The following is a 20,653-nucleotide window of genomic DNA, read 5'->3' as shown; positions in this document are numbered from 1 at the left end:
AGGTTCGACATGTTTTTAAATGAAAACTATTTACTGCCAAATGAAATTGCTCAAACCCTTTACCATGAATATGCCAAAGATCTGCCGATCATTGATTACCACTGCCACTTAGACCCGAAAGAAATCTATGAGGATCGGCCCTTTAAAACTATCACCGAGGCATGGCTAAGTGGCGATCATTACAAGTGGCGATTGATGCGCGCTTGTGGCGTACCCGAAGAAGCGATTACGGGCAATGCCAGTGATTATGAAAAATTTTTGGCATGGTGTCAAACAGTGCCAAAATTGGTGGGAAATCCCCTTTACAGTTGGACCCATTTAGAGTTAAAGCGATTTTTTGCGATCGATCTTCCCGTTACTGAAGAAAATGCCGAAACTTTGTGGAGGCTATGCAACGAAAAATTGCAGCAAAAAGACTTTACCCGAAGAGCTTTGATTGCTCGCAGTAAAGTCGAGATCGTTTGCACCACAGATGATCCAGTCGATGATCTTCACTATCATCACCAATTAAGCCAAACAGAGCAACGTTTTCGGGTCTTGCCGACCTTTCGACCTGACAAAGCGTTACAAATCGACCATCCGAATTTTCTTACCTATGTTACCAAACTCGAAAAGAGTGTCGAAAACGCGATCACTACCTACGATGCTTTCTTGACAGCCTTGCGGGACCGTGTAAGCTATTTTCACCAGCATCACTGCCGCTTGTCTGACCATGCGCTGGATACTTTAGTGTATGCTACAGACGAACAGTTATCCCTTGAAGCAATTTTTGCCAAAGCATTAGCTGGAGAATCTTTGGAGGAAAAAGAAGTCTCGTTCTTCAAAACCAATGTTCTAGTTGAACTGATGCAGCTGTATCACGAACATGGTTGGACGATGCAACTGCATGTCCATGCGTACCGTAACTGCAACCAACGAATGTTTGAGCGCTTGGGACCAGATACTGGCTACGATGGCATCAATGATCAACCACTGACTCAAAACTTGCAGAAATTATTGAACGCTGCTGATGCGCAAGACCATTTGCCTCAAACGATTCTCTACTCCTTAAATCCCAATGACTATGATGCACTCGTCGCTTTGATGGGGTGCTTCCAGCAAGAAGGCAATAATAAATTGCAGTTAGGATCTGGTTGGTGGTATAACGACACCCGCGCAGGCATGCGTCACCAATTGACGAAATTCGCAGACGGCAGTGTGATCTTTAACTTTGTCGGCATGCTGACGGATTCAAGAAGCTTTCTGTCTTACACCCGTCATGAATATTTCCGACGCGTCTTTTGTGAATGGCTTGCTGAGATCGTTGTACGTGGTGAAGCACCTGCTGATCTTCGTCAGCTAAAACCATTAGTAGAAAATGTCTGTTATCAAAACGCCAAAAACTACTTCAAATTTCAGGAGAAAGACAATGGAAAAAATCGTCATCGTCGGTGATTCCACCGCATCGATCAAAGAGCCTAGCGCTCGTCCAGAAACGGGCTGGGGAGAAAAAATCTCACGGTATCTACCCCAGCATCAAATCGTCAACTTGGCAAAAAATGGGCGTTCCTCCAAGAGCTTCATTGAAGAAGGACGCTTGTTGCAGGCAGAAAAAGAACTACATGCTGGTGATTATCTCTTGATTCAATTTGGACACAATGATCAAAAAACAGATAGTCGCGGCACGACACCTGTTGAATATCAGCATAATTTAGCAACCTACGTGCAAACGGCACGCCAGCAGCAAGCGACACCGATCCTATTGACCTCGATCACTCGTTTGCATTACGTGGACCAACAACAACTTGATCCTTTGGCAGTCGGTCCTTACCCAGAAGCAATGCGTGCTTTGGCTACCTCCTTGGATGTGGTCTGTCTGGATCTTTTTGCCGCAACACAACGGTTCTTTTCAGCGCTGGAACCACAACAGGCGAAAACCTATTTTCTTCATTTAGAAAAAAATCAGCACCCCAATTATCCAGCCGGCATTACGGATAACACGCATTTAAATGACCAGGGTGCTACAGCCGTTGCCAAATTAGTTGCAGAATGTTTGAAAAATTCTCCATTACCGCTTGCACAACAAGTTTTGTTAGATTGAAACTCATTGTTCGTGTTTAATCTTCCCCTAACATAAATACGCTACCTGATTTTAAAAAGAGCAACTCAAGCAAAACGCTGCGAAGAACATTTTCCTTCACAGCGTTTTGCTTTTCCTTCTTTTTAAAAGATTTGTTTGCAATTGCTTTGCTTCAACCCATTTATCGCCAAGCTACCTTTTAAAGCCCTGCATTTATTAGGTGTTGCACCATAAAAATGGGAACGATTGCAATCGTCCCCATCCTTACTACTGATTGTTTTATTCAGGTTGTTTCCCGATATACGCCAAGATACCGCCATCTACATATAAGACATGGCCATTGACAAAGTTTGATGCCTCAGAAGCTAAGAAAACAGTTGGTCCTGCTAAATCTTCTGGCTCACCCCAACGGGCAGCAGGTGTTTTCGCTACGATAAATTGATCAAAGGGGTGACGAGAACCGTCTGGTTGGATCTCTCGTAATGGTGCAGTTTGCGGTGTTGCAATATAACCAGGTCCGATCCCATTACATTGGATGTTTGCTGAACCAAATTCGGCACAAATGTTTTTCGTCAACATTTTCAAGCCGCCTTTAGCCGCTGCGTATCCAGCTACCGTTTCTCTTCCCAATTCACTCATCATTGAGCAAATGTTGATGATTTTTCCATGTCCTTTTTTGATCATTGACGGTAAGACTGCTTTTGAAACGATAAATGGAGCGTTCAAGTCCACGTCAACGACTTGGCGGAAGTCTTCAGCAGACATCTCCAACATCGGGATTCGTTTGATGATCCCAGCATTATTGACTAAGATATCGATCACGCCAACTTCTTCTTCAATCTGCTTGACCATTTCGTTGACTGCTTTTTCATCCGTTACATCGCAGACATAACCGTGGGCTTCGATCCCTGCTTCACGATAGTTTGCTAATCCTTTATCCACTGATTCTTGATCCAAGTTGTTAAAAACGATCGTTGCTCCTGCTGCTGCTAGTGACCGAGCGATCGTAAAACCGATCCCATAGACAGCGCCTGTCACTAATGCGATCTTACCATCTAAACGAAATTGATCCATTGAAAAATCCATAATTGATAAACCCTCTTTCTTTTTATTTTAAGTCGTCCATTGCCACCATATCCATGTCGGTATAGGTGATATTTTCGCCACACATTGCCCAGATAAAGGAGTAGTTACTTGTTCCAACACCCGAATGGATCGACCAGCTTGGAGAAATAACGGCTTGTTCTCCACTAACGACTAAATGCTTCGTTTCATCTGGTTTGCCCATCATATGGAACACTTTTGTGTCTTCGTTGGCAAAATCAAAATACACATATGCTTCCATCCGACGTTCATGGGTATGACTTGGCATCGTATTCCAAGCACTGCCTGGTTCTAAGATCGTATACCCCATTTGTAATTGACAGCTTTCGCAAACGTTTGGGTGAATATATTGATAAATTTTCCGTTCATTTAATGTCAAGCCTTCGCCAGTCTCCATTGGTGTGACTTGATCAATACTGATTTTTACATTTGGGTATTTCTTATGTGCTGGCACGCAAGATAGATAGAATTTCGCTGGATTTGCTGGATCATCTGAGTGGAACAAGACTTGTTTGGTTTCCTTGCCGATATAGTAGCCGTCTTGTTTTTTCATTGGTTCTTTTTGGCCATCGATCGTGATCGCACCAGGTCCTCCAATATTGATGACGCCTAATTCGCGACGTTCTAAGAAGTATTCCACCCCTAATTCGCTGCTTAATTGCACTTCTAACGCTTCTTCTGTCGGTGTCACTCCGCCAAAGATCATCCGATCATTGTGGGTATAGGTCAGCATGATTTGTCCTGGTGTGAAAATTTTTTCTACCAAAAATTCTCTGCGTAATTCCTCGGTACTATAGTGACGAATATCAAGTGGACTATGGGTATAGCGTGTTTCCATGTGTTGCATGTTTTATTCCTCCTATCGAATAATTTTTCCTGAACCTGTTGCAATAAATTCTTGTATCTCATTGGCGCTAAACTGATTACAGTCGCCATGGATCGTATGTTTCAAAGCAGATGCGGCTGTGGCAAAATCAACGATTTCTTGGTCTTGTTTCTTCGTGACAACACCATGTAGGATACCAGCTGAAAAGGCATCGCCGCCTCCGACGCGATCAACGATTGGATTGATCTCATGGGTAGCAGAAACGACATAATTGCCGTTATGCCATAGGCTTCCTGTCAATTGATTGTGACTTGCTGAGAGCACCTGACGACTAGTTGAATAAAAGAGCTGGATATTTGGGTATTTCCGATGCATTTCTTGATAATAGTAGTCATCTTCGACTTCCTCTGTTGGAGCTGATACATCCATAAAGACTTGGGCATCTAACTGTCCTGCCGAGCAATAATCGACATAGGGGAGCACTTCTTGCAAAAAGACGCGTGCTTCAGCGGTCGTCCACAGCTTTCCACGATAATTGATATCGAAACTGATTTTACAACCAGCTGCTTTCGCTTCTTTGATCAACGTCAGCAAAAGTGTCTTCCAAGTCGTTGAAAGAGCGGGCGTGATCCCTGAAAGGTGAACAATATCAACCCCATCAAAAAGGTCAGATTGCCACTCATTTTCTTTCATTTGAGCAAAGCTAGAGCCTGCGCGATCATAAACCACTCGCGCTGCTCGTTCCCCGATACCGGTTTCAATATAGTAAGTACCTAGTCGGGAACCGCCACGAAGCACGTGGCGACAATCGACGCCATAGCTTCGTAAATGATGAAAAACGGCATCTCCTAAAGCATTCTCAGGCACTTTACTAGCAAAAGAAACGCGATGACCAAAATTCGCTAAGGAGATCGCAACATTGGCTTCTCCACCGCCATAATGGGCAGCAAACATCGAACTATGGGCGATTCGTTCGCCTAACGTTGTCGATAGACGCAACATGATTTCTCCTAGTGTCAGAATGTTTGCCATCTTACTTTCCTCGAATCTCTTTTAATTTTGCCGCATATTGTTTCGCTACTTCTGTTACTTTGTCAAAATCCCCACTTGCTGCTGGCGCTAACAAATTCCCCCCTACACCAACGGCTACAACACCCGCTGCAAACCATTCTTGCATGTTGTCTAAGCTGACACCACCGGTCGGCATAATGTTTAATTGTGGCAATGGCGCTTTGAAGGCCGAGATGATACTTGGTCCATACGCACTACCCGGGAATAGTTTAATGATATCTGCGCCTGCTTTTAAGGCGTCCTTCATTTCTGAAATGGTCATGCAACCAGGCAGATACGGGATTTGATATAAATTACATAATTCAGCCGTTTCTTGATCAAAGGTTGGGCTGACGACATATTCTGCTCCTGCCATGATCGCTAAGCGGGCGGTCACTGCATCAAGAACGGTCCCCGCACCAACAACTACCTCTGGATTCTCTTTGAAGATTGCTACTAATTCAGCGATTACATCCGCCGCTTGAGGCACTGTAAAAGTCAACTCAATGCCGGTGATCCCCCCTGCAACGATCGCTTTACTTGCTTGTAGTGCTTCTTCTTTTGAAGCGCCACGTACAACAGCGATCACACCGCTTTCCTTTAGTTTCATTAAATTCGCTACTTTTTTCATTAAGACCCTCCACTTATTTCCTATTTGGAAAATGGTATTTATTATAAAGAAACTTACACGTTCATTATACCGTTCTCGTTTTTATTTGCAAGGGCTTTCCATTAAAAAGTTTACAACGCTTGCTCAATTTGTTGTTTTGTCGCAATAATCGCATCGATCAATGTCGTTTTGTATTTTGGGGTCAAGCGGTATTTCGGTAGGCTGATAGAAAACGCCCCAACGATCTCCTGATCTTTTGTCAGTGAGGCGCCGATGCAATAGATTTCTTGTTCCATTTCTTCATCATCAAAGGCTACTTGGTTCGCTTTTGCCTGTTCCAATTCTTTCTTCAACTTCAACTGATTTGTAATGGTATTTTCGGTATAAGCGGTTAAAGGCGTTGCTGCCAAGTACTCCTCTACTTGAGGGGCATCAAACTCCGCTAAAACGGCTTTCCCCATGGCAGAGCTATACAACGGTCTTGTGATTCCTACTTTTGAAGACATGCGGATCGTTTGATTCTGAGGCTCCAATTTATTGACATAAAGAATCTCATTGGCGGTCAAGACCCCTAAGTGGATCGTTTCATCCGCCGTTTTCTGCAATGCTTCCAAGTATGGCAAGCTGATTTCCACTAAATCAAGCTCTTGAATGTTTTGATTCGCATACTTGATCAGCTTAGACCCTAAGCGATAATTCTTCTCTTTGTCGCGTTTGACATAGCCGATCATTTGTAGCGTTTCCAATATTTTCAAAGCTGTGGATGGGGTCAGTTTCGTTGCTTCTGAAATTTCTTGCAATGGTTTACTTGGCGCTTCTGCGAGGTAATCTAAAATGGTTGCTGCTTTTAGTAGTACGGTTCCATATGGTTTTTGTGTCATCATTTCTCCACCTCTATTTTCTATATAAGAAATTATAATATCTTTTTAGGAAATGCACAATCTTTTTCCTCTATAAAAGCATGACGCGATTCCTATTTTACTTTCTGTCGTTATTCATTGTATGATGAAGGCAAGACAAAGGAGTGCCGAACAATGGACTTAAATGTATTGATCAAAGGAAAAAAATTGACTGACAATGAGCTGCAAATTCTTGATTATTTGCTTGCAAATACCGCTGCGATCGATGGACTGCCCTTAAGAGAAATCGCTAAAACGATCTACACTTCCCCAGCAACCATCGTGCGGCTTGCGCAAAAACTAGGTTTTTCTGGCTATCTAGAGCTGCTTTACTTCTTAAAGAATCGCTTGAAAAATCAGACGATCACTGAAGCCGCCATCGATTACCAAATTGACGCTGCCAGTATTGCAGATACGATCGAAGCGATCAAAGAAATCTATGGACAAAACAAGAACAAGTTTATTACGATTTATGCCACAGGTTTTTCGGGGATCGTGGCAGAATACCTCCACAAAAAAATGCTTGTCAACGGCATCAAAACCTTATTAGTCAGTGCTTCTGACTCAGGTGGGATCATTAGTAACAACATTGAGAACATCAGTATGTTGATCACCATTTCTAAATCTGGCGAAACACAAAAAGTGCTGGAAAAGATGGCATTAGCCAATGAACATCACATACCAACTGTTTTGTTTTGTGGTAACGGTGAGCATCGCGCCAATCAACTAGCGACCTTTTCCTTTGAAGTGACAGATGAACGTCCCTACGACACCCAAAACATCCAGTACACCAGTTTCTTTGGCAAACTGCTCTTATTGATGGAATATATCGTTGACGCTTTCACGTGTGTTGAAAAAGAAAACCAGCAACCCTAGTGGATTGCTGGTTTTTGCTTATGCATGAAAATACGTTTTTGCCAGTTCTTGATAAAGCGCGTGGTTCTGCAGATCAGGAACAAATTTTTCATCTGGCTGATCTTGCCGCACAACAGAGCTTTTGTACAAATCATACAAGCCGAATATCGGTTCATTTTCATCGGAAAGATAACAGGTTAGCCCCAACACATCCGCGGTCATTTGACCTAATAGTTTTGTTTGAAAGAAACCACCACTTACAGTGACTGCCCCTTCCAACTGCGCCATTTGCTTTAATAAATCGATGTTCATCAGCATGCCTTCGAGGACTGCCCGTAACATATCTGAGCGATTGTGTTTCAGGGTCAAGCCAGAAAAGCCACCTGTGATTTCATTCGTCCAAAAGGGTGCCCGCTCGCCATTTAAATAGGGGAAAAAACGTAAACCGTTGCTGCCGATCGGTGATTCCTCCATGACTTGCGGCAGATAATGATAAAACCCATCAGGATCTTCTGATAAGGTCTCTTTTGCCCAAGCAAGCACACAACCGCCATTATTCGAAGGTGCCCCTACGACATAGAGGTCTTCTTGCAGATAGTAGCAAAAATTTTGTTTTTGGCGATCAAAGACCGTGGTCTCACTTACTTTACGAACCGCCGCACTGGTTCCGATCGTCAAGCTGTTGCGGATCCCTGTAGAAATATAGCCAGCATATGCTGCCAAACACCCATCGCTAGCCCCACACATCACTTCTACCTCAGGCTTCAAGCCACACCGCTGCGCCATCTCCTTGGTAATCAAAAAACGATCAGTCGGTGCACATAAAGGCGCTAATTGGGCTTTTGAAAGGGATAAATAGTTGAGAATCTTTTGACTCCATTGCTTTTCTTTCAAAGAAAAAAGACCGGTCGCTGATGCGGTACTATAATCGATCCGTGCTTGTCCAGTAAACAACGCCATTGCTAGTTCTTTTAAGCCTAACCATTTCGTCTCTTTGGAATATGAACCACTTGTTTGAAAATAAGCCAGTTTCGCAAAGGGAGACATCGCATGGATCGGTGTCCCTGTCTCTTCATAAAACGTTGCTGCCAGATCCGTTTGACGAAAGGCCGTCATCGTTTGATTCGCTTGATTGTCTGACCAAATGTAAATCTCTTCTGCTGTCTCACCAGCCACTGGCATCAAACTGTGCATGGCGGTACTGAACCCGATCACTGTGATTGCCGCTTTTAATTGAGCGGGAATCGTTGTGACACCACTGATTAATTGGCTACTGATCTGGGTCGCTGATTGGGTCTGTTTTAACCCGTGGCTATGGGTTTTGATTGGTAATGACTGTGAGTAAATGATTTTCCGATCTTCAATGACCCCAAATTTTATGGCTGTTGTGCCGATATCAATCCCTAAAAACATCGCATTGCTCCCTCTCATCTGATTCAATTAGCTTTATTCTACCATAGTTAGTGGCATATTCTAGCATACCTGTCTGATCGTTTTGTTGAGAAGACGTTTAGTGATGATTTTCTTCAGAGAAGTATTCTTCCACAGCAAAAATCAAAAAAAAGAAAGATTCTTGGAGAATCTTCCTCTTTCGTTATCCAACTAGCGAATGTTTCGCAAATGTGAAACAAATCAAGACAATCCTGGCCAGTAATCACCATTTTCCGAGACCAAATCATCGAGTAACTCTTTGGCTACTTTTGCGCTAGGAATCGTTTTGGAAAGGCTTAACGCTTGCCACATTTTTTGATAGCTCTTTTCCACATATGCTTCGACCACTAATTTTTCCACAGTCACCTGTTGGAACATGAGCGCTTGTTGGAAGGCAGGAATTTTTCCTTGAGCGAGGGCTTCTGGTCCATCAGAACCGACGATACATGGCACTTCCACCATGGCATCATCCGGGAAGTTCGCAATCGCGCCGTTGTTTTCCACAATCATGACCATTCGCTCATGAGTATTAAAAGCGATGGCGCGTGCCAAATCAACGATAAAGGTTGCATGGGCATCAATCTCAAAAGCGATCCCTTCAGCAGATCCTTGTGCAGTGATCTTTTTGGCATGATCGAACACTCGTCTTTCCCGTCCTTCCATCACTTCATTGGAACGCGTATACTCTGGGTGTTCTTTCATGTGTTCGTAGACGTAATCTGGGTATAAATAATACTTCAAGTACGTATTTGGCAGATATTCTGGTGTGAGAGCCAAGAGGTCTTTGGCTTTTTTGTGGGTGTCTTGCCAACTTGGGTCTGTATGTTGGGTATCCACTTCGATCTGCGTCAAATAGCCATGTTCTGCAACATAGTCACGTATGGTTTGAATGTACTCCGTGCCTTCTTTGTCTTTGACACTAGTCCACCAGCCAAAATGATTCAAGCCAAAGTAGCGAACTTCTAACTCCTCTGGCTGTTTGCCAATGATTTGCGACATGCGACGCAACGTGCCCACGGGCATGTCACAGATATTCAGAACTTTTGATTTAGGACGCAAGACTCGACATGCTTCAGCTACGATTGCAGCCGGATTGGAATAATTCAGCATCCAACAATCGGGGGAATACTTTTCCATGTAATCAATGATCTCCAGCATACCAGTGATGCTGCGCATCCCATAAGCGATCCCTCCTGGACCACAGGTTTCTTGACCAAAGACGCCATGACGCAAGGGAACTTTTTCATCTTTTTCCCGCATATCATACTTTCCTACTCGGATATGCGCCATACAGAAATCGACATCGCTGAAGGCTTCCTCAGGATCCGTCGTAAATGAAAATTCGATTTGCGGTGCTTGTTCTTTTAATAAGATCGCTAGGGCTTCACCGAGGATCGCTTGGCGTGCTTCATCATTGTCGTATAGTTTCAGCTTTCTTAAAGGAAAGCGTTCTTGATTATCAAGCAGCATCATAACGATTCCCGGGGTAAAGGTACTGCCGCCCCCTGCGATCACTACTGAAAAATTTTTCATCATTCAATCTCTCCTTCTCTTCCAAGATAATTTTCTAATTCTTCCCGCACTTTCGGCACAGTCAACCCGTAAACGACATGGACATTTTCACCATTTTTGATCACGCCTTTGGCTTGTGTTTCGTCTTTTAGTAGCGCTTCATCCACGAGTTCAGGATCCTTTAGTTTTAAACGTAAGCGGGTATAGCAGTTGTCGATGGTTTTGATATTGTCATCGCCACCTAGCGCTTTAGTGATGATTGCTGAGATACTTGTTTCACCAGTCGGACTAGTGGCGGCTTGGTCACTCGCCATGACCCCGACACCTGCTCCAGCAAGTTGTTTTTCTTTGTACTCTTTCTTCGAATACAGTTTGGTCTCTGTCCCATCTTCTTCACGCCCGACCGTTTTCAAATTCAGTTTCGTGATCAAAAAGCGGAACAAGAAGTAATAAAGAAAGAAGAAGACGACTCCGACGATCAAGTACACTGGCCAGCGAGTTTTCTCGATCCCTAAGGGCAAGTTGTACAAAAGAAAGTCGATGAAGCCATTCGGTCCGATGGCGCGAGAACCAAAGAGATTTAACGCCACCATGCTCAAGCCGCTAAGTGCAGAATGAATGACGAACAAAACAGGTGCCACGAACATAAAAGAAAATTCGATTGGTTCAGTCACACCTGCAATAAAGGAAGTGACGACAGCTGGAATCAAAATGGCTTTGACTTTGACTTTATTTTCTGGTTTTGCCGTTTGATACATCGCCAAACAGGCACCGATCAGTCCAAACATTTTTGAGATCCCACGAGCGTCCCAAATGACACTTTGCGATAATACGCGGACTGCTGGGTCAGCAATTTCCGCAAAATAAATGTTTCGTGCCCCTTCAAAGACTTGACCGCCAACTTCTGCGACACCGCCTAATGAGGTATACAAAAACGGCGTGTAGATCAAGTGATGCAAGCCAGTTGGAATCAATAAGCGTTCCAACATACCGTACAAGAAGATGCCAAAGTTGCCCGTTTGTTGAATGATGCCGCCTAAACCGTCGATGCCAGTTTGTATTACTGGCCATATAAACGTGAAAACGATGGCTAATAACACGACGACCGGAATCAAGACAATAAAGACGAAGCGCGCGCCGCCATAAACTTGAAAGGCGTTGTTAAAGGTCGTATCGATAAAACGATTATGGATCAATGCTACGACGATCCCTAAAATGATACCCAGAAAGACCCCCATATCCAACACTTGGATTCCTAAAACGATCGCTTGTCCTGAACCTTGAAGGGCATCGGCTGGAACCAACATCCCCCGAAGTTCCATGAATTTATTCATGGCATTCAAGAAGACGAAATAACCTAACAACGCGGTAAATCCCGCTTCAGCTTTTTTCTTATTAGCTAACCCTAGAGCAATCCCGACACAAAAAATAATGCCCAAATTGGTTAAAATCGGTAATAAGGAAGCGGACAAGATACTACCAAAACCGGTGGTTATCGGATTATCCAAAAAGGGAAACTGCTCAAGCAAGCGGACATTTGTAAACACATTCCCAACGGCAATCAATATCCCTGCGATCGGCAAAATCAAGACGGGCACAAACATTGCCTTGGAGAATTTCTGCATCGCATCCATCACTTTTTCTTTCATTGAGGAAACTCCTTTGTAATTGATTTGTAGGTTCATTATAGGAAACATTTGTTACTAATAGAATAGCAAACGTTTTCAATTCAATGCGTTTCAAAGATTGGAATGTGTTTCATCCTGTTTACTTCCTTGCTAGTGGCGATTACAAGCAACAAAAAAAGAGTGAATCAAGATTGATCCACTCTGTTTAGATGCAACACTTTTTGATAGAAATACAAGGGCCCAGACAGACAAAACAGATAGAAGATACCTGGTGCTGATTGCCATGTGAAGAAATAGCCGATCGCTGCTAGGACTAAGATTCCGATCCCTTTATGGTAGTGCATCATCGTAAAGAAAAAACTACTACGAAAAAGGTCAAACAGGTTTTGCCGATCTTGTATTTTTGATTGCATCACATACAGGTTAATGTTGTAGGACAACAAAAAAGTAAGAAAAATGATGGTCAAAAAAGAGAAAAACAATGAATTCGTCAAAGTAGCAGAACGCCACAAGCTGAGTCCGCATAAAAATGAGAAGAGATTGAAGACCCCTAGTGGCAGAGTCTTCAATAACGCGCTTTTGCTATTTTTCAAAAAGGGTTTTAGCAGTTTTGCTTCAGGATGTTCGTAAGCATCGACCACTGCTCGCAAAGCGGCTGGAAACGTGATGATCGGAAACGATACCACTAAAAACAAGAGATTCAATACCAGCATACGAAAAACGATTTCGCAAAGACGATAAAAACGACTCTCTAAAGCAAACATCACACTCACACACCTTTAGTTTAATTTTTCAATATTTTCAGCGATTTTCTCATTTCGATAATCAACGATTGCTGACCAACCATTATTTTCTCGTTCTTGTAAGTAATCTTCCCAAATCTGACGTCCCGTTTCTTCCGAGTCTGCCTGAATAAAGTTGACCAACGCTTGCACTCTTGCTGTGTTGATGGAAGTGAGGTTTCTTGCTTCAGAACCGGTGCGAGGATCAATGTCTTCGATCTCAAAACGCGGCGCCAATTTGTCTTGCGACCATTCCACCATCTGCCGAATCGATGTTGCTGGTTTTTGTCCCATTTGAATGGCGTAATTGTCATTGCCAACAAACCAATAAGAACCTAAACCAATTTCCTTATCAAAGCGAGCAATATCAGAATTTCGTAACGCTTCTGTTTCTTCTGAGTACTCAACCACGCCATCCACAAGATTGTATGTTTCCCCTTCGATACCAAAGGTAGTGACCATCGTGCCATACTCACTTGCTAAATAGGTCAAAAGTTCCATGGCTTTTTGGGGTTCTTTTGTCGACGTCGTGATGAAGGTTTGTGTCCATCCACCAATATTTCCGCCAGTAAAAGTGGAATCATCGCCATTCGAATTTTTCGGACCATCGACGGCAATATAGGTTTGCTCAGGATTACGGGCATTATTATCGGACATAAACTCATTGAGTCCCTTCGTATTCGTATGCAGGTAAGCAAAATAACGCCCTTGTCCTAGTTTTTCCTTCATCGTGTTGTCATTGTCTGAAAACTGGTCATTGTTGATGTATCCCTCATTGTACGCTTTTCTAAATGTCTCGATCCAAGTGATGTATTCCTCATCAGCGTCACGATCATTGAATTGACCGTCTACACTTGGTGCGATACTGAGAAAGTCTTGCAAAGTACCACCATAGGCGCCATCCCCACCATTGGAAATATCTAGTGCAGTCGAAGCAAATGGGACTAGAGCTGCACCATCATCTGCTGTCGGAAATGCTTCTTTTGCCCGTTTTAACGCATCTAAAAATCCTTCTGGCGTCGACATATCGGGTTCACCTAACGCTTCGTAAATATCTTTGCGGACAATGAAAACTTGGTCTCCCACTACATTGCCGTCCTCATAATCTTGTGCAGTCGTGGAAAAGCTCGGGTATCCATAAATGTTGCCATCTTCTAAAGTAAACCATTGAACAGATTCCGGTTTCGCTGCATGTTCTAAGAAGTAAGGGTCATATTTTTCTGCCAAAAGATTCAATGGCAAGGCAAATTTTGTCGCTTCATTTGCAGCAGACAGGTTTTTATCGAAGGTCATGATATCTGGAAGATCGCCACCAGCTAGCATCGTATTAAGGTTCTCGTCATTTCCTGAAATAAATTCGACATTGATATTCATGTCTTCTTTGATTTTTCGCGTCACAGTGTCTTTGCCCCACCCCGGCTGAGCATACCAATCAAAATTGACATACCATTTTAAGGTAGCTTCATGGTCGGTGTCTTTTTGCCAGCTTGGTATATCTTTGTCTGCTTCAAAGCGAGCTTCTGGCAGATCTTCTACCTCAGCAGCTCCTTTTGACTCGCTGCTGGAATTACCACAGGCACCTAATACCATGACTGATGTACATACGAGACCGATCCCTAAAAATAATTTGCTTGCTTTCATTTTTTTCTCTCCTTTTGTCTATTCTTTTACTGATCCAAGAGTCATCCCTTGAATAAAGTACTTTTGTAAAAATGGGTAGATCACGACGACAGGAACCGTCGTTACCACCATGGTTGCTAATTGCAATGACTGTGAAGTTGTATTTCTGACAACATTGGTTCCGGTCGCCACTGCGGGCGATAGATTTTCCGAAACGATCCGAAATAGTAGCATTTGTAAAGGATATAAACTACGATCATCCACATAGATATTGGCGGTCATGTAGTCGTTCCACTGAAAGACGCCGTGGAATAATGCAATGGTTGCCAAAACTGGAAGGGACAATGGCAAAATGATTTTCACGAAAATAATAAAAGGATTGGCGCCATCCATCATGGCAGATTCTTCCAGCGAAAATGGAATGCTCCGGAAAAAATTCATCAAAATCACCATATCGTAAAAAGAAAATAAGACAGGAATGATGTAAACCCAAAAATTATTTAACAATCCTAATTCTTTGAATAAGAGAAAGGTTGGGATCATTCCTCCGGAAACGAACATCGTTAAAATCCCCATGTTCATGTAGATTTTCCGTCCCATTAAGTTTCTGCGACTCATCCCATAGGCGACCATCGCCGTTAATGCCGTATGCAAAACAACGCCAATCACTGTTTTTGCAACTGAGATAACAAAAGCTTTATAGATCGCAGAATCTTCAAAAACGGTGTAGTAACTTTCTAGTGAAAATTCCCGTGGCCAGAAATAGATCCCCCCTCTTGCGGCATCGGTTGCATCATTGAACGACAAAGCGACGATATTCCATAATGGCAACGCAATGATGGCTAAAAAGAATACCATGAAAATCACATTGGCGGTATTGAAGATCTTCTCATCTTTTGAAAATGTTTGTTTCATACTTTTCCTCCTCTAAAAGACTGATTCATCACTGATTTTTTTGGTCAAAAGATGACTTCCTACTACGAGGATCAAAGAAACAACCGACACAAACAGGCCAACGGCGGTCGCATAGGAGAAGTCTCCTTGTTGGATCCCCATTTTATAGACAAATGAATTAATGACTTCACTGGACTGATAATTGACAGGGTTTTGTAAGACGAGTGTCTGATCGAGGTTTGAACCCAATAACCCACCCACTGACAAAACAAATGTCAAGGCGATAATATGACGGATCGAAGGAATCGTGATCCGCGTGATCTGCTGGAACTTCGTGGCGCCATCCATTCTAGCTGCTTCATAAAGAGCTGGATTGATCCCCGTCATAGCAGCGATGTATAAAATCGTATTCCAGCCAACTTCTTTCCAAATATCGGAAATGACTGCAATCGCCCAATATTTTTCGGGATCGGTCAAGAAGCGGATCGGTTCATCGATCAACCCAAAACCTAACAGTAAATTATTGACCAGACCGGTATCAGACAACCACGTAATAAACATGCCACCTAAGATGACCCAAGAAAGAAAGTGCGGCAAATAAGACACCGTTTGAACGACCTTCTTCAAGCGCACATGAACGATTTCATTGATCAATACCGCTAAACCAATCGCCGCTGGAAAGCCAATCAGTAGTTTAAAAAAGCTGATGCCCAATGTATTACTCATCACCGTCCAAAACATTGAATCACTAAAAAATTCTTGAAAATATTGAGTACCGACCCACTCCGCATTTGCGATCGAATCAAGAACTGAGTAATCTTTAAACGCGATAACGATCCCATACAATGGGATAAAATTAAAAATAATCATCAAGATAATACCTGGCCAAACCATCGCTTGATAAAAGCTTTGGCTTTTTAGTTTTTGCAAAAATGACCTTTTCTGTGGGGTTGCTTTTAGCATGACACCTTTTGATTCCATTTTTCCACCCTTTCTAAAACGCTTACTTTTTCACCCAAAGGAAATACATGCTTTCCTTTATTGGTTCATCAATTGATAGACCGCACCAATCATACCAGCATCATTTTTTAATTTTGCTCGTTGAATCGGTGCAATCGTGCGACCTTCTAAATAACCAATACTTTCATGGCGAGCTTTTAGCTGGCTCATGGTCTCTTCAAGCCTTGTCATGAAACCATCATTTTCACTGACCCCACCACCAACCAAAATCAGCTCGGGATCAAATGTACTGATCAAATTCAGTAAGCCCACTGATAAATCTTGGAAAAATTGAGCAATCACTTGGTTCGCTACTACTTCTCCTTGTTCTCCTCTCTGGAAGATCTCGACTGCATCTTGAGACAGATCACTTCGCCCTTGTTGCTGAAGTGCCAGTTGATACTGATGGCAAAGACCACCCACGATGGCTGCTCGTTGATTCAAGGAAACTGACTCTAGATTTCCCTGTTCAGGCAATGTGTCGATCAGCATCCACCCAAATTCACCTGCCATGCCATGACTGCCTCGATAGAGCTGATTGTTGACGATGATCCCGCCACCAATACCAGTTCCCACAACAAGACAAAGATAGTTCTCACAAGCCTGTGCATGCCCAAGCCATTTTTCAGCAATCGCTGCAGCATTGGCATCATTTTCAACAAGGACTGGCAGCTTGACACGTTTCTCTAATTCCAACTTTAGGTTGATTCCATAAAGCGGTTTGATTGATCCTGCCGTGATCATCGTGCCATCTTTTTGGATGATGCCCGGTGCGCTAATACCGACACCTTCGATCACTGCATCTTGCTGCAGCGATTCGATCAATGCTGTGATGGATTGCAAAAATTTTTCTTTTTCATGAATGGTTGGCATCTGTCCTTTCTTCACAATTTCACCCGTTCTCAAAATCACACCATATTTGATAGCCGTTCCTCCAACATCAATTCCAATAAACATTGCTTCACCCTCATTATTCATTTACTTGTTTTGTCGATTGCTTAATACTCAATTCTCCTGGTAAAACGTAGGAGACACCACATGCATTTTCCTCAATCATTTCGATCAAGTGGTTTACTGCCGTGACCCCTTGCAATTGGATTGGATTTTTCACAGTCGTCAACCGAGGCATGAAATAGTCCAAGAGATCGATGCCATCAAAGCCAATTACGCTGAAATCATCCGGCACCCGCCACTTGGTCTCATGGATCGCCTTGACCGTTCCTATCGCACTAAGATCATTTCCCGCCAGAAACGCTGTGGGTAAATCTTTCTGCTCTAGCAAAAACTGTTGCACGCGGACTCTCGTTCGTTCTTCTTCAAAGAACCCCTGCAATTGATAGTCCGACCGTTTAGAAACCCCTGCCTCGTTTAATGCTTCTAAATACCCTCTTAAACGCTCATCACTATCATAAACACCAGTAATACCACTGATAAAGGCAATTTTTTTGTGGCCAAGTGACAAAAGATACTCGGTGGCTGCTTTCCCTTTTTCGAAAGAATCAAAGACTACACTGCCGAAGTTCTTCTCTTGAATGTTTCGATCGATAAAGACGGCTTTGATTTGTTCTCGTTCCATCGCAGCCAAATCCTGCTTCGTTAAAAAATCTTCAAATCCAATAATGCCATCAACAACACCACCTAAAATACTATTGAGGACAACGCGCTTATCTGCAGATAAAAACACGTTGACTGCATACCCATGTTTTTCTGCCTCTCTGGCAATGGCTTCAACTAGTACGCTAAAGTAGGGGCCCTTAATGCTGGTGGTGTAAAAACCAAGCATCTTGGTTTTCGTGTTTTTTAATTGTTTGCCCATCAAATTTGGGACATAATGCAACCGCTGCGCGGCAGCCATCACACGTTCTTTCGTTGCGGGCCGAACAACATCGACACCGTTTAATGCTTTAGACACGGTCGCAATCGACACGTTTGCCTCCTTTGCCACTTCCCGAATCGTGATTCGATTTGTCAAATGATTCTCCCCTCCTGAAGGATTCTTCCCAAAAATAAAAACGTTTTTATTTTTCTGAAAAAATCAACGACCACTCTAAGGTTGGCCATCCGATAAACCAACTATATATAAAAACGTTTTCACCCACAATGGTTCTAGGACTAGTTGGCGCATGTACCAGCACCTTGAAACCTGTGCCACTTTGGTACAAGTTGTACCCGAAAAAAAAAGCCTCGAAAGGCTTTTAAATCGTGAGCGTACCAATCAACTTCGCTGAGGCAGCAGCAAAGCCAAGGTATAAGGAAATCGTACCAGGATCACTTTCTGTCGAGAAATCGGAATGAACATAAGCAAAATCCTCTGGTGTAACATAGAATGAATGCTGCCTTTCTTCGGCTGCAGCAAGATGGATTTTTTGCCATTGTTTCAATTCCCTCATCGGTCGTGCTACTTCCGTAACATCGTCTCTGCTATAGAGTTGCAATGTCGTTGTATGCGGCACATCGCCCTCATTTTTCAGTGTGCAACTGATCTCAAATGGCGCACCCTTTTCCTGAGGAATAATGATTTGGGTGTGGGTAATCGTGCATTTACTATAGCCTATCCCCGAGCCAAAAGAAAACAACGGCTCATTTTTTTCATCCATATAGCGCGAAATATATTTTTGATCACTATTCTCTTCTGTCAGTGGCCGACCTGTAGAGAGTTGAGCATAAGTCAACGGCAACTGTCCTTCTGCCCTTGGAAAACTCATAGCTAAACGTCCTTGCGGTTCAGATTCGCCCATCAACAAATCTGCCAATGCATTACCGCCTTCTGATCCAGGGAACCAGGCAATCATGATTGCTTGACAAAGAGGCTCGATGGCGGTCAAAACCAGTGGTCTGCCACAGAAAAGAATCGTTGCGATCCTAGGATTGACCTGACTTACTGCTTCAATCAATGCTTCTTGCTTTCTTGATAAAGAAAGTTTGGTCAGACTTGCCGCTTCTCCCGCTTCCTCGCTGGTTTCCCCCAGAGCCAATAAAACGACCTCAGCTCCTTTAGCGACTTTACACGCCTCATCAAGAAAGGCGCTCGTCAACATTTCCCCATCAGGGTACGGTAAGACAGTTAAGTCAATTTCTTTTTGAGAAAGACCTTCCGCTAAGGAGACCGCAGCCTCTGGTTTGCCGATCCACGACCAAGCCCCCAAAAGATCCTTTGAATCTGCTTTGGGACCGATCAGCGCGACCTTTTGTTTTTTCTGCAAAGGCAACAGTGCCTGGTTTTTCAGAAGAACCGTTGTTTGCTTTGCTGCTTCTCGTGAAAGAAGACGGGTTTCCTTTAGGAGTCTAGGCGTTAAGTTTTCCGGTGCTAACCCTCTATAAGGGTCTTCAAAAAGGCCTAGCTTGTTCTTTAAATGTAGCACATGAAAAACCGCCTTATTCAACTGCTCTTTCATAGCAGGATCTGCCTGAATGATTTGCTCTAGTGCGTTCAAATAGCAATCACTCATCATATCCATTTCGACACCTGCAGTAAAAGCTTTCTGTGCGGCTTCCTTTCGATCAGCAGCTACACGATGCGCCATCAATTCCGCCACCGCTGCCCAATCTGAGATGATCAAGCCATCAAACCCAAGCTTTTCTCGCAATACTTCCTGCAACAATGGTTGATTGGCTGTGGCCGGCACACCATGGATCGTATTAAAAGAAGTCATGACCAATTCTGCACCAGCTTCAATCGCCGCCTGAAACGCGGGCAGATAATTTTGGTAGAGCTCCAGATCAGACAAATCGACAGTATGGTAATCCCGGCCGCCTTCTGCAGCGCCATAGCCGATAAAGTGTTTGACACAAGCAGCAATTCGCTGTTTATTTTCTGCAAGGGAAGCAGTTCCTTGATACCCTCGTACATAAGCAGCCGTCAACACCGCAGATAAGGTCGGATCTTCCCCATTACTTTCCAAGACCCTTCCCCAGCGCGCGTCTTTAACATGATCCGCCATCGGTGAAAACGTGACATGGACACCAGCTTCTGCCGCTTCTTTTGCTGAAGCTTTAGCAACCTCTTCCACTAACTGCGCATCAAAGGAAGATGCTAAGGCCAGTGGAATTGGGAAAATCGTTTCATACCCATGGATAACATCTGCCATAAAAACAAGAGGAATCTTTAAGCGACTTTTCTCAAGATAAGACGTTTGGATGGCATACACTTGTTCCGCAGTATGAGTGCCCAACACAGAACCAATCGAAAATAATTGGTCTTCACTCATGTGCCATTGTTGCATCGGACCGGTGATTTCTCCTCCTTGCGCAAAAAAATCTGGCGTCAATTGGACCAACTGGCCCACTTTTTCAGCTACAGTCATTTGGTCAATCAGTTCTTTTAGTTTTACGGTTTCCACTATTATTCTCTCCAATCATTAGGCTCTCTTCTTTTGCTTATCGA

At 43.4% G+C, this 20,653-nt stretch carries 18 protein-coding genes; 3 read left to right on the top strand and 15 right to left on the bottom strand.

Annotated elements, in window-relative coordinates:
- Positions 1-9 precede the first annotated feature (9 nt).
- Both uxaC and A5883_RS05505 read left to right on the top strand, forming a co-directional pair.
- Entirely contained in the window at positions 10-1,434 is a 1,425-nt protein-coding gene (gene uxaC, locus A5883_RS05510; protein ID WP_008381536.1) for a glucuronate isomerase, read from the top strand.
- Positions 1,409-2,080 carry a rhamnogalacturonan acetylesterase gene (locus A5883_RS05505; protein ID WP_008381539.1) on the top strand — a complete coding sequence of 224 codons (672 nt, stop codon included), beginning with the start codon at positions 1,409-1,411 and terminating at the stop codon, positions 2,078-2,080. The genes uxaC and A5883_RS05505 overlap by 26 nt, the downstream gene beginning before the upstream one ends.
- 258 nt (positions 2,081-2,338) lie before the next feature.
- Here the strand turns inward: A5883_RS05505 and A5883_RS05500 are convergent, their stop codons facing one another.
- From A5883_RS05500 to A5883_RS05480, 5 genes are all read right to left on the bottom strand, one after another.
- Positions 2,339-3,145, bottom strand: coding sequence for a gluconate 5-dehydrogenase (locus A5883_RS05500; protein WP_005229917.1), 807 nt, complete (start codon positions 3,143-3,145; stop codon positions 2,339-2,341).
- Positions 3,146-3,167: 22 nt separating this feature from the next.
- Positions 3,168-4,010, bottom strand: a complete 843-nt coding sequence (gene kduI / locus A5883_RS05495) for a 5-dehydro-4-deoxy-D-glucuronate isomerase (RefSeq protein WP_008381541.1) — start codon at positions 4,008-4,010, stop codon at positions 3,168-3,170.
- Between the two features lie 12 nt (positions 4,011-4,022).
- The gene (locus A5883_RS05490; RefSeq protein ID WP_008381542.1) at positions 4,023-5,021 is read right to left on the bottom strand and encodes a sugar kinase; all 999 of its coding nucleotides are present in this window, start codon (positions 5,019-5,021) and stop codon (positions 4,023-4,025) included.
- 1 nt (position 5,022) lies between these two features.
- The gene (locus A5883_RS05485; protein WP_008381543.1) at positions 5,023-5,670 is read right to left on the bottom strand and encodes a bifunctional 4-hydroxy-2-oxoglutarate aldolase/2-dehydro-3-deoxy-phosphogluconate aldolase; all 648 of its coding nucleotides are present in this window, start codon (positions 5,668-5,670) and stop codon (positions 5,023-5,025) included.
- Between the two features lie 110 nt (positions 5,671-5,780).
- Positions 5,781-6,533, bottom strand: coding sequence for an IclR family transcriptional regulator (locus tag A5883_RS05480; RefSeq protein WP_016613298.1), 753 nt, complete (start codon positions 6,531-6,533; stop codon positions 5,781-5,783).
- 150 nt (positions 6,534-6,683) lie between these two features.
- On the opposite strand from A5883_RS05480, the gene A5883_RS05475 reads away from it, so the two are divergent.
- On the top strand, positions 6,684-7,424 hold the full coding sequence (locus A5883_RS05475; protein WP_008381545.1) for a MurR/RpiR family transcriptional regulator: 741 nt from the start codon (positions 6,684-6,686) through the stop codon (positions 7,422-7,424).
- A gap of 18 nt (positions 7,425-7,442) precedes the next feature.
- Here A5883_RS05475 and A5883_RS05470 read toward each other — a convergent pair whose 3' ends face one another.
- The 10 genes from A5883_RS05470 to A5883_RS05420 form a co-directional block, all read right to left on the bottom strand.
- Positions 7,443-8,816 carry a gluconokinase gene (locus A5883_RS05470; protein WP_008381546.1) on the bottom strand — a complete coding sequence of 458 codons (1,374 nt, stop codon included), beginning with the start codon at positions 8,814-8,816 and terminating at the stop codon, positions 7,443-7,445.
- A 219-nt stretch (positions 8,817-9,035) separates the two neighbouring features.
- Positions 9,036-10,367 carry a 6-phospho-alpha-glucosidase gene (locus A5883_RS05460; protein ID WP_086338716.1) on the bottom strand — a complete coding sequence of 444 codons (1,332 nt, stop codon included), beginning with the start codon at positions 10,365-10,367 and terminating at the stop codon, positions 9,036-9,038.
- Positions 10,367-11,995 carry a PTS transporter subunit EIIC gene (locus tag A5883_RS05455; protein WP_086299549.1) on the bottom strand — a complete coding sequence of 543 codons (1,629 nt, stop codon included), beginning with the start codon at positions 11,993-11,995 and terminating at the stop codon, positions 10,367-10,369. The genes A5883_RS05460 and A5883_RS05455 overlap by 1 nt, the downstream gene beginning before the upstream one ends.
- Positions 11,996-12,159: 164 nt before the next feature.
- Positions 12,160-12,738 (bottom strand): hypothetical protein, encoded by a 579-nt coding sequence (locus A5883_RS05450; RefSeq protein WP_086338115.1) that lies wholly within the window; start codon positions 12,736-12,738, stop codon positions 12,160-12,162.
- Between the two features lie 15 nt (positions 12,739-12,753).
- Complete coding sequence (locus A5883_RS05445; protein WP_086338114.1) at positions 12,754-14,397, bottom strand: ABC transporter; 1,644 nt, start codon at positions 14,395-14,397, stop codon at positions 12,754-12,756.
- 18 nt (positions 14,398-14,415) lie between these two features.
- On the bottom strand, positions 14,416-15,291 hold the full coding sequence (locus A5883_RS05440) for a carbohydrate ABC transporter permease (protein ID WP_005236529.1): 876 nt from the start codon (positions 15,289-15,291) through the stop codon (positions 14,416-14,418).
- 12 nt (positions 15,292-15,303) lie between these two features.
- Positions 15,304-16,251 carry an ABC transporter permease gene (locus A5883_RS05435; protein WP_005236531.1) on the bottom strand — a complete coding sequence of 316 codons (948 nt, stop codon included), beginning with the start codon at positions 16,249-16,251 and terminating at the stop codon, positions 15,304-15,306.
- A gap of 57 nt (positions 16,252-16,308) precedes the next feature.
- Complete coding sequence (locus A5883_RS05430) at positions 16,309-17,226, bottom strand: ROK family protein (RefSeq protein ID WP_176323953.1); 918 nt, start codon at positions 17,224-17,226, stop codon at positions 16,309-16,311.
- Positions 17,227-17,239: 13 nt separating this feature from the next.
- Positions 17,240-18,241, bottom strand: a complete 1,002-nt coding sequence (locus A5883_RS05425) for a LacI family DNA-binding transcriptional regulator (RefSeq protein ID WP_042890402.1) — start codon at positions 18,239-18,241, stop codon at positions 17,240-17,242.
- A gap of 223 nt (positions 18,242-18,464) precedes the next feature.
- Positions 18,465-20,609, bottom strand: a complete 2,145-nt coding sequence (locus tag A5883_RS05420) for a glycoside hydrolase family 3 N-terminal domain-containing protein (protein WP_086338112.1) — start codon at positions 20,607-20,609, stop codon at positions 18,465-18,467.
- Between the last annotated feature and the right edge of the window lie 44 nt (positions 20,610-20,653).

Origin of the sequence: Enterococcus sp. 5B3_DIV0040 (assembly GCF_002140755.1) — a bacterium.
In the GTDB taxonomy this organism is placed as follows: Bacteria; Bacillota; Bacilli; order Lactobacillales; family Enterococcaceae; genus Enterococcus_D; species Enterococcus_D casseliflavus.
Note: the sequence above shows the minus strand (reverse complement) of the source record. Positions and strands in the feature narration are given on the sequence as shown.

Bases quoted from the DNA above. Each gene is read 5' to 3' on its own strand.
- uxaC (WP_008381536.1), top strand. From the start codon at position 10: ATGTTTTTAAATGAAAACTATTTACTGCCAAATGAAATTGCTCAAACC.
- A5883_RS05470 (WP_008381546.1), bottom strand. From the start codon at position 8,816: ATGTTTTTAGGGATTGATATCGGCACAACAGCCATAAAATTTGGGGTC.
- A5883_RS05460 (WP_086338716.1), bottom strand. From the start codon at position 10,367: ATGAAAAATTTTTCAGTAGTGATCGCAGGGGGCGGCAGTACCTTTACC.
- A5883_RS05440 (WP_005236529.1), bottom strand. From the start codon at position 15,291: ATGAAACAAACATTTTCAAAAGATGAGAAGATCTTCAATACCGCCAAT.
- A5883_RS05455 (WP_086299549.1), bottom strand. From the start codon at position 11,995: ATGAAAGAAAAAGTGATGGATGCGATGCAGAAATTCTCCAAGGCAATG.
- A5883_RS05475 (WP_008381545.1), top strand. From the start codon at position 6,684: ATGGACTTAAATGTATTGATCAAAGGAAAAAAATTGACTGACAATGAG.
- A5883_RS05435 (WP_005236531.1), bottom strand. From the start codon at position 16,251: ATGGAATCAAAAGGTGTCATGCTAAAAGCAACCCCACAGAAAAGGTCA.
- A5883_RS05430 (WP_176323953.1), bottom strand. From the start codon at position 17,226: ATGTTTATTGGAATTGATGTTGGAGGAACGGCTATCAAATATGGTGTG.
- A5883_RS05450 (WP_086338115.1), bottom strand. From the start codon at position 12,738: ATGTTTGCTTTAGAGAGTCGTTTTTATCGTCTTTGCGAAATCGTTTTT.
- A5883_RS05500 (WP_005229917.1), bottom strand. From the start codon at position 3,145: ATGGATTTTTCAATGGATCAATTTCGTTTAGATGGTAAGATCGCATTA.
- A5883_RS05490 (WP_008381542.1), bottom strand. From the start codon at position 5,021: ATGGCAAACATTCTGACACTAGGAGAAATCATGTTGCGTCTATCGACA.
- A5883_RS05485 (WP_008381543.1), bottom strand. From the start codon at position 5,670: ATGAAAAAAGTAGCGAATTTAATGAAACTAAAGGAAAGCGGTGTGATC.
- kduI (WP_008381541.1), bottom strand. From the start codon at position 4,010: ATGCAACACATGGAAACACGCTATACCCATAGTCCACTTGATATTCGT.
- A5883_RS05505 (WP_008381539.1), top strand. From the start codon at position 1,409: ATGGAAAAAATCGTCATCGTCGGTGATTCCACCGCATCGATCAAAGAG.
- A5883_RS05445 (WP_086338114.1), bottom strand. From the start codon at position 14,397: ATGAAAGCAAGCAAATTATTTTTAGGGATCGGTCTCGTATGTACATCA.
- A5883_RS05480 (WP_016613298.1), bottom strand. From the start codon at position 6,533: ATGATGACACAAAAACCATATGGAACCGTACTACTAAAAGCAGCAACC.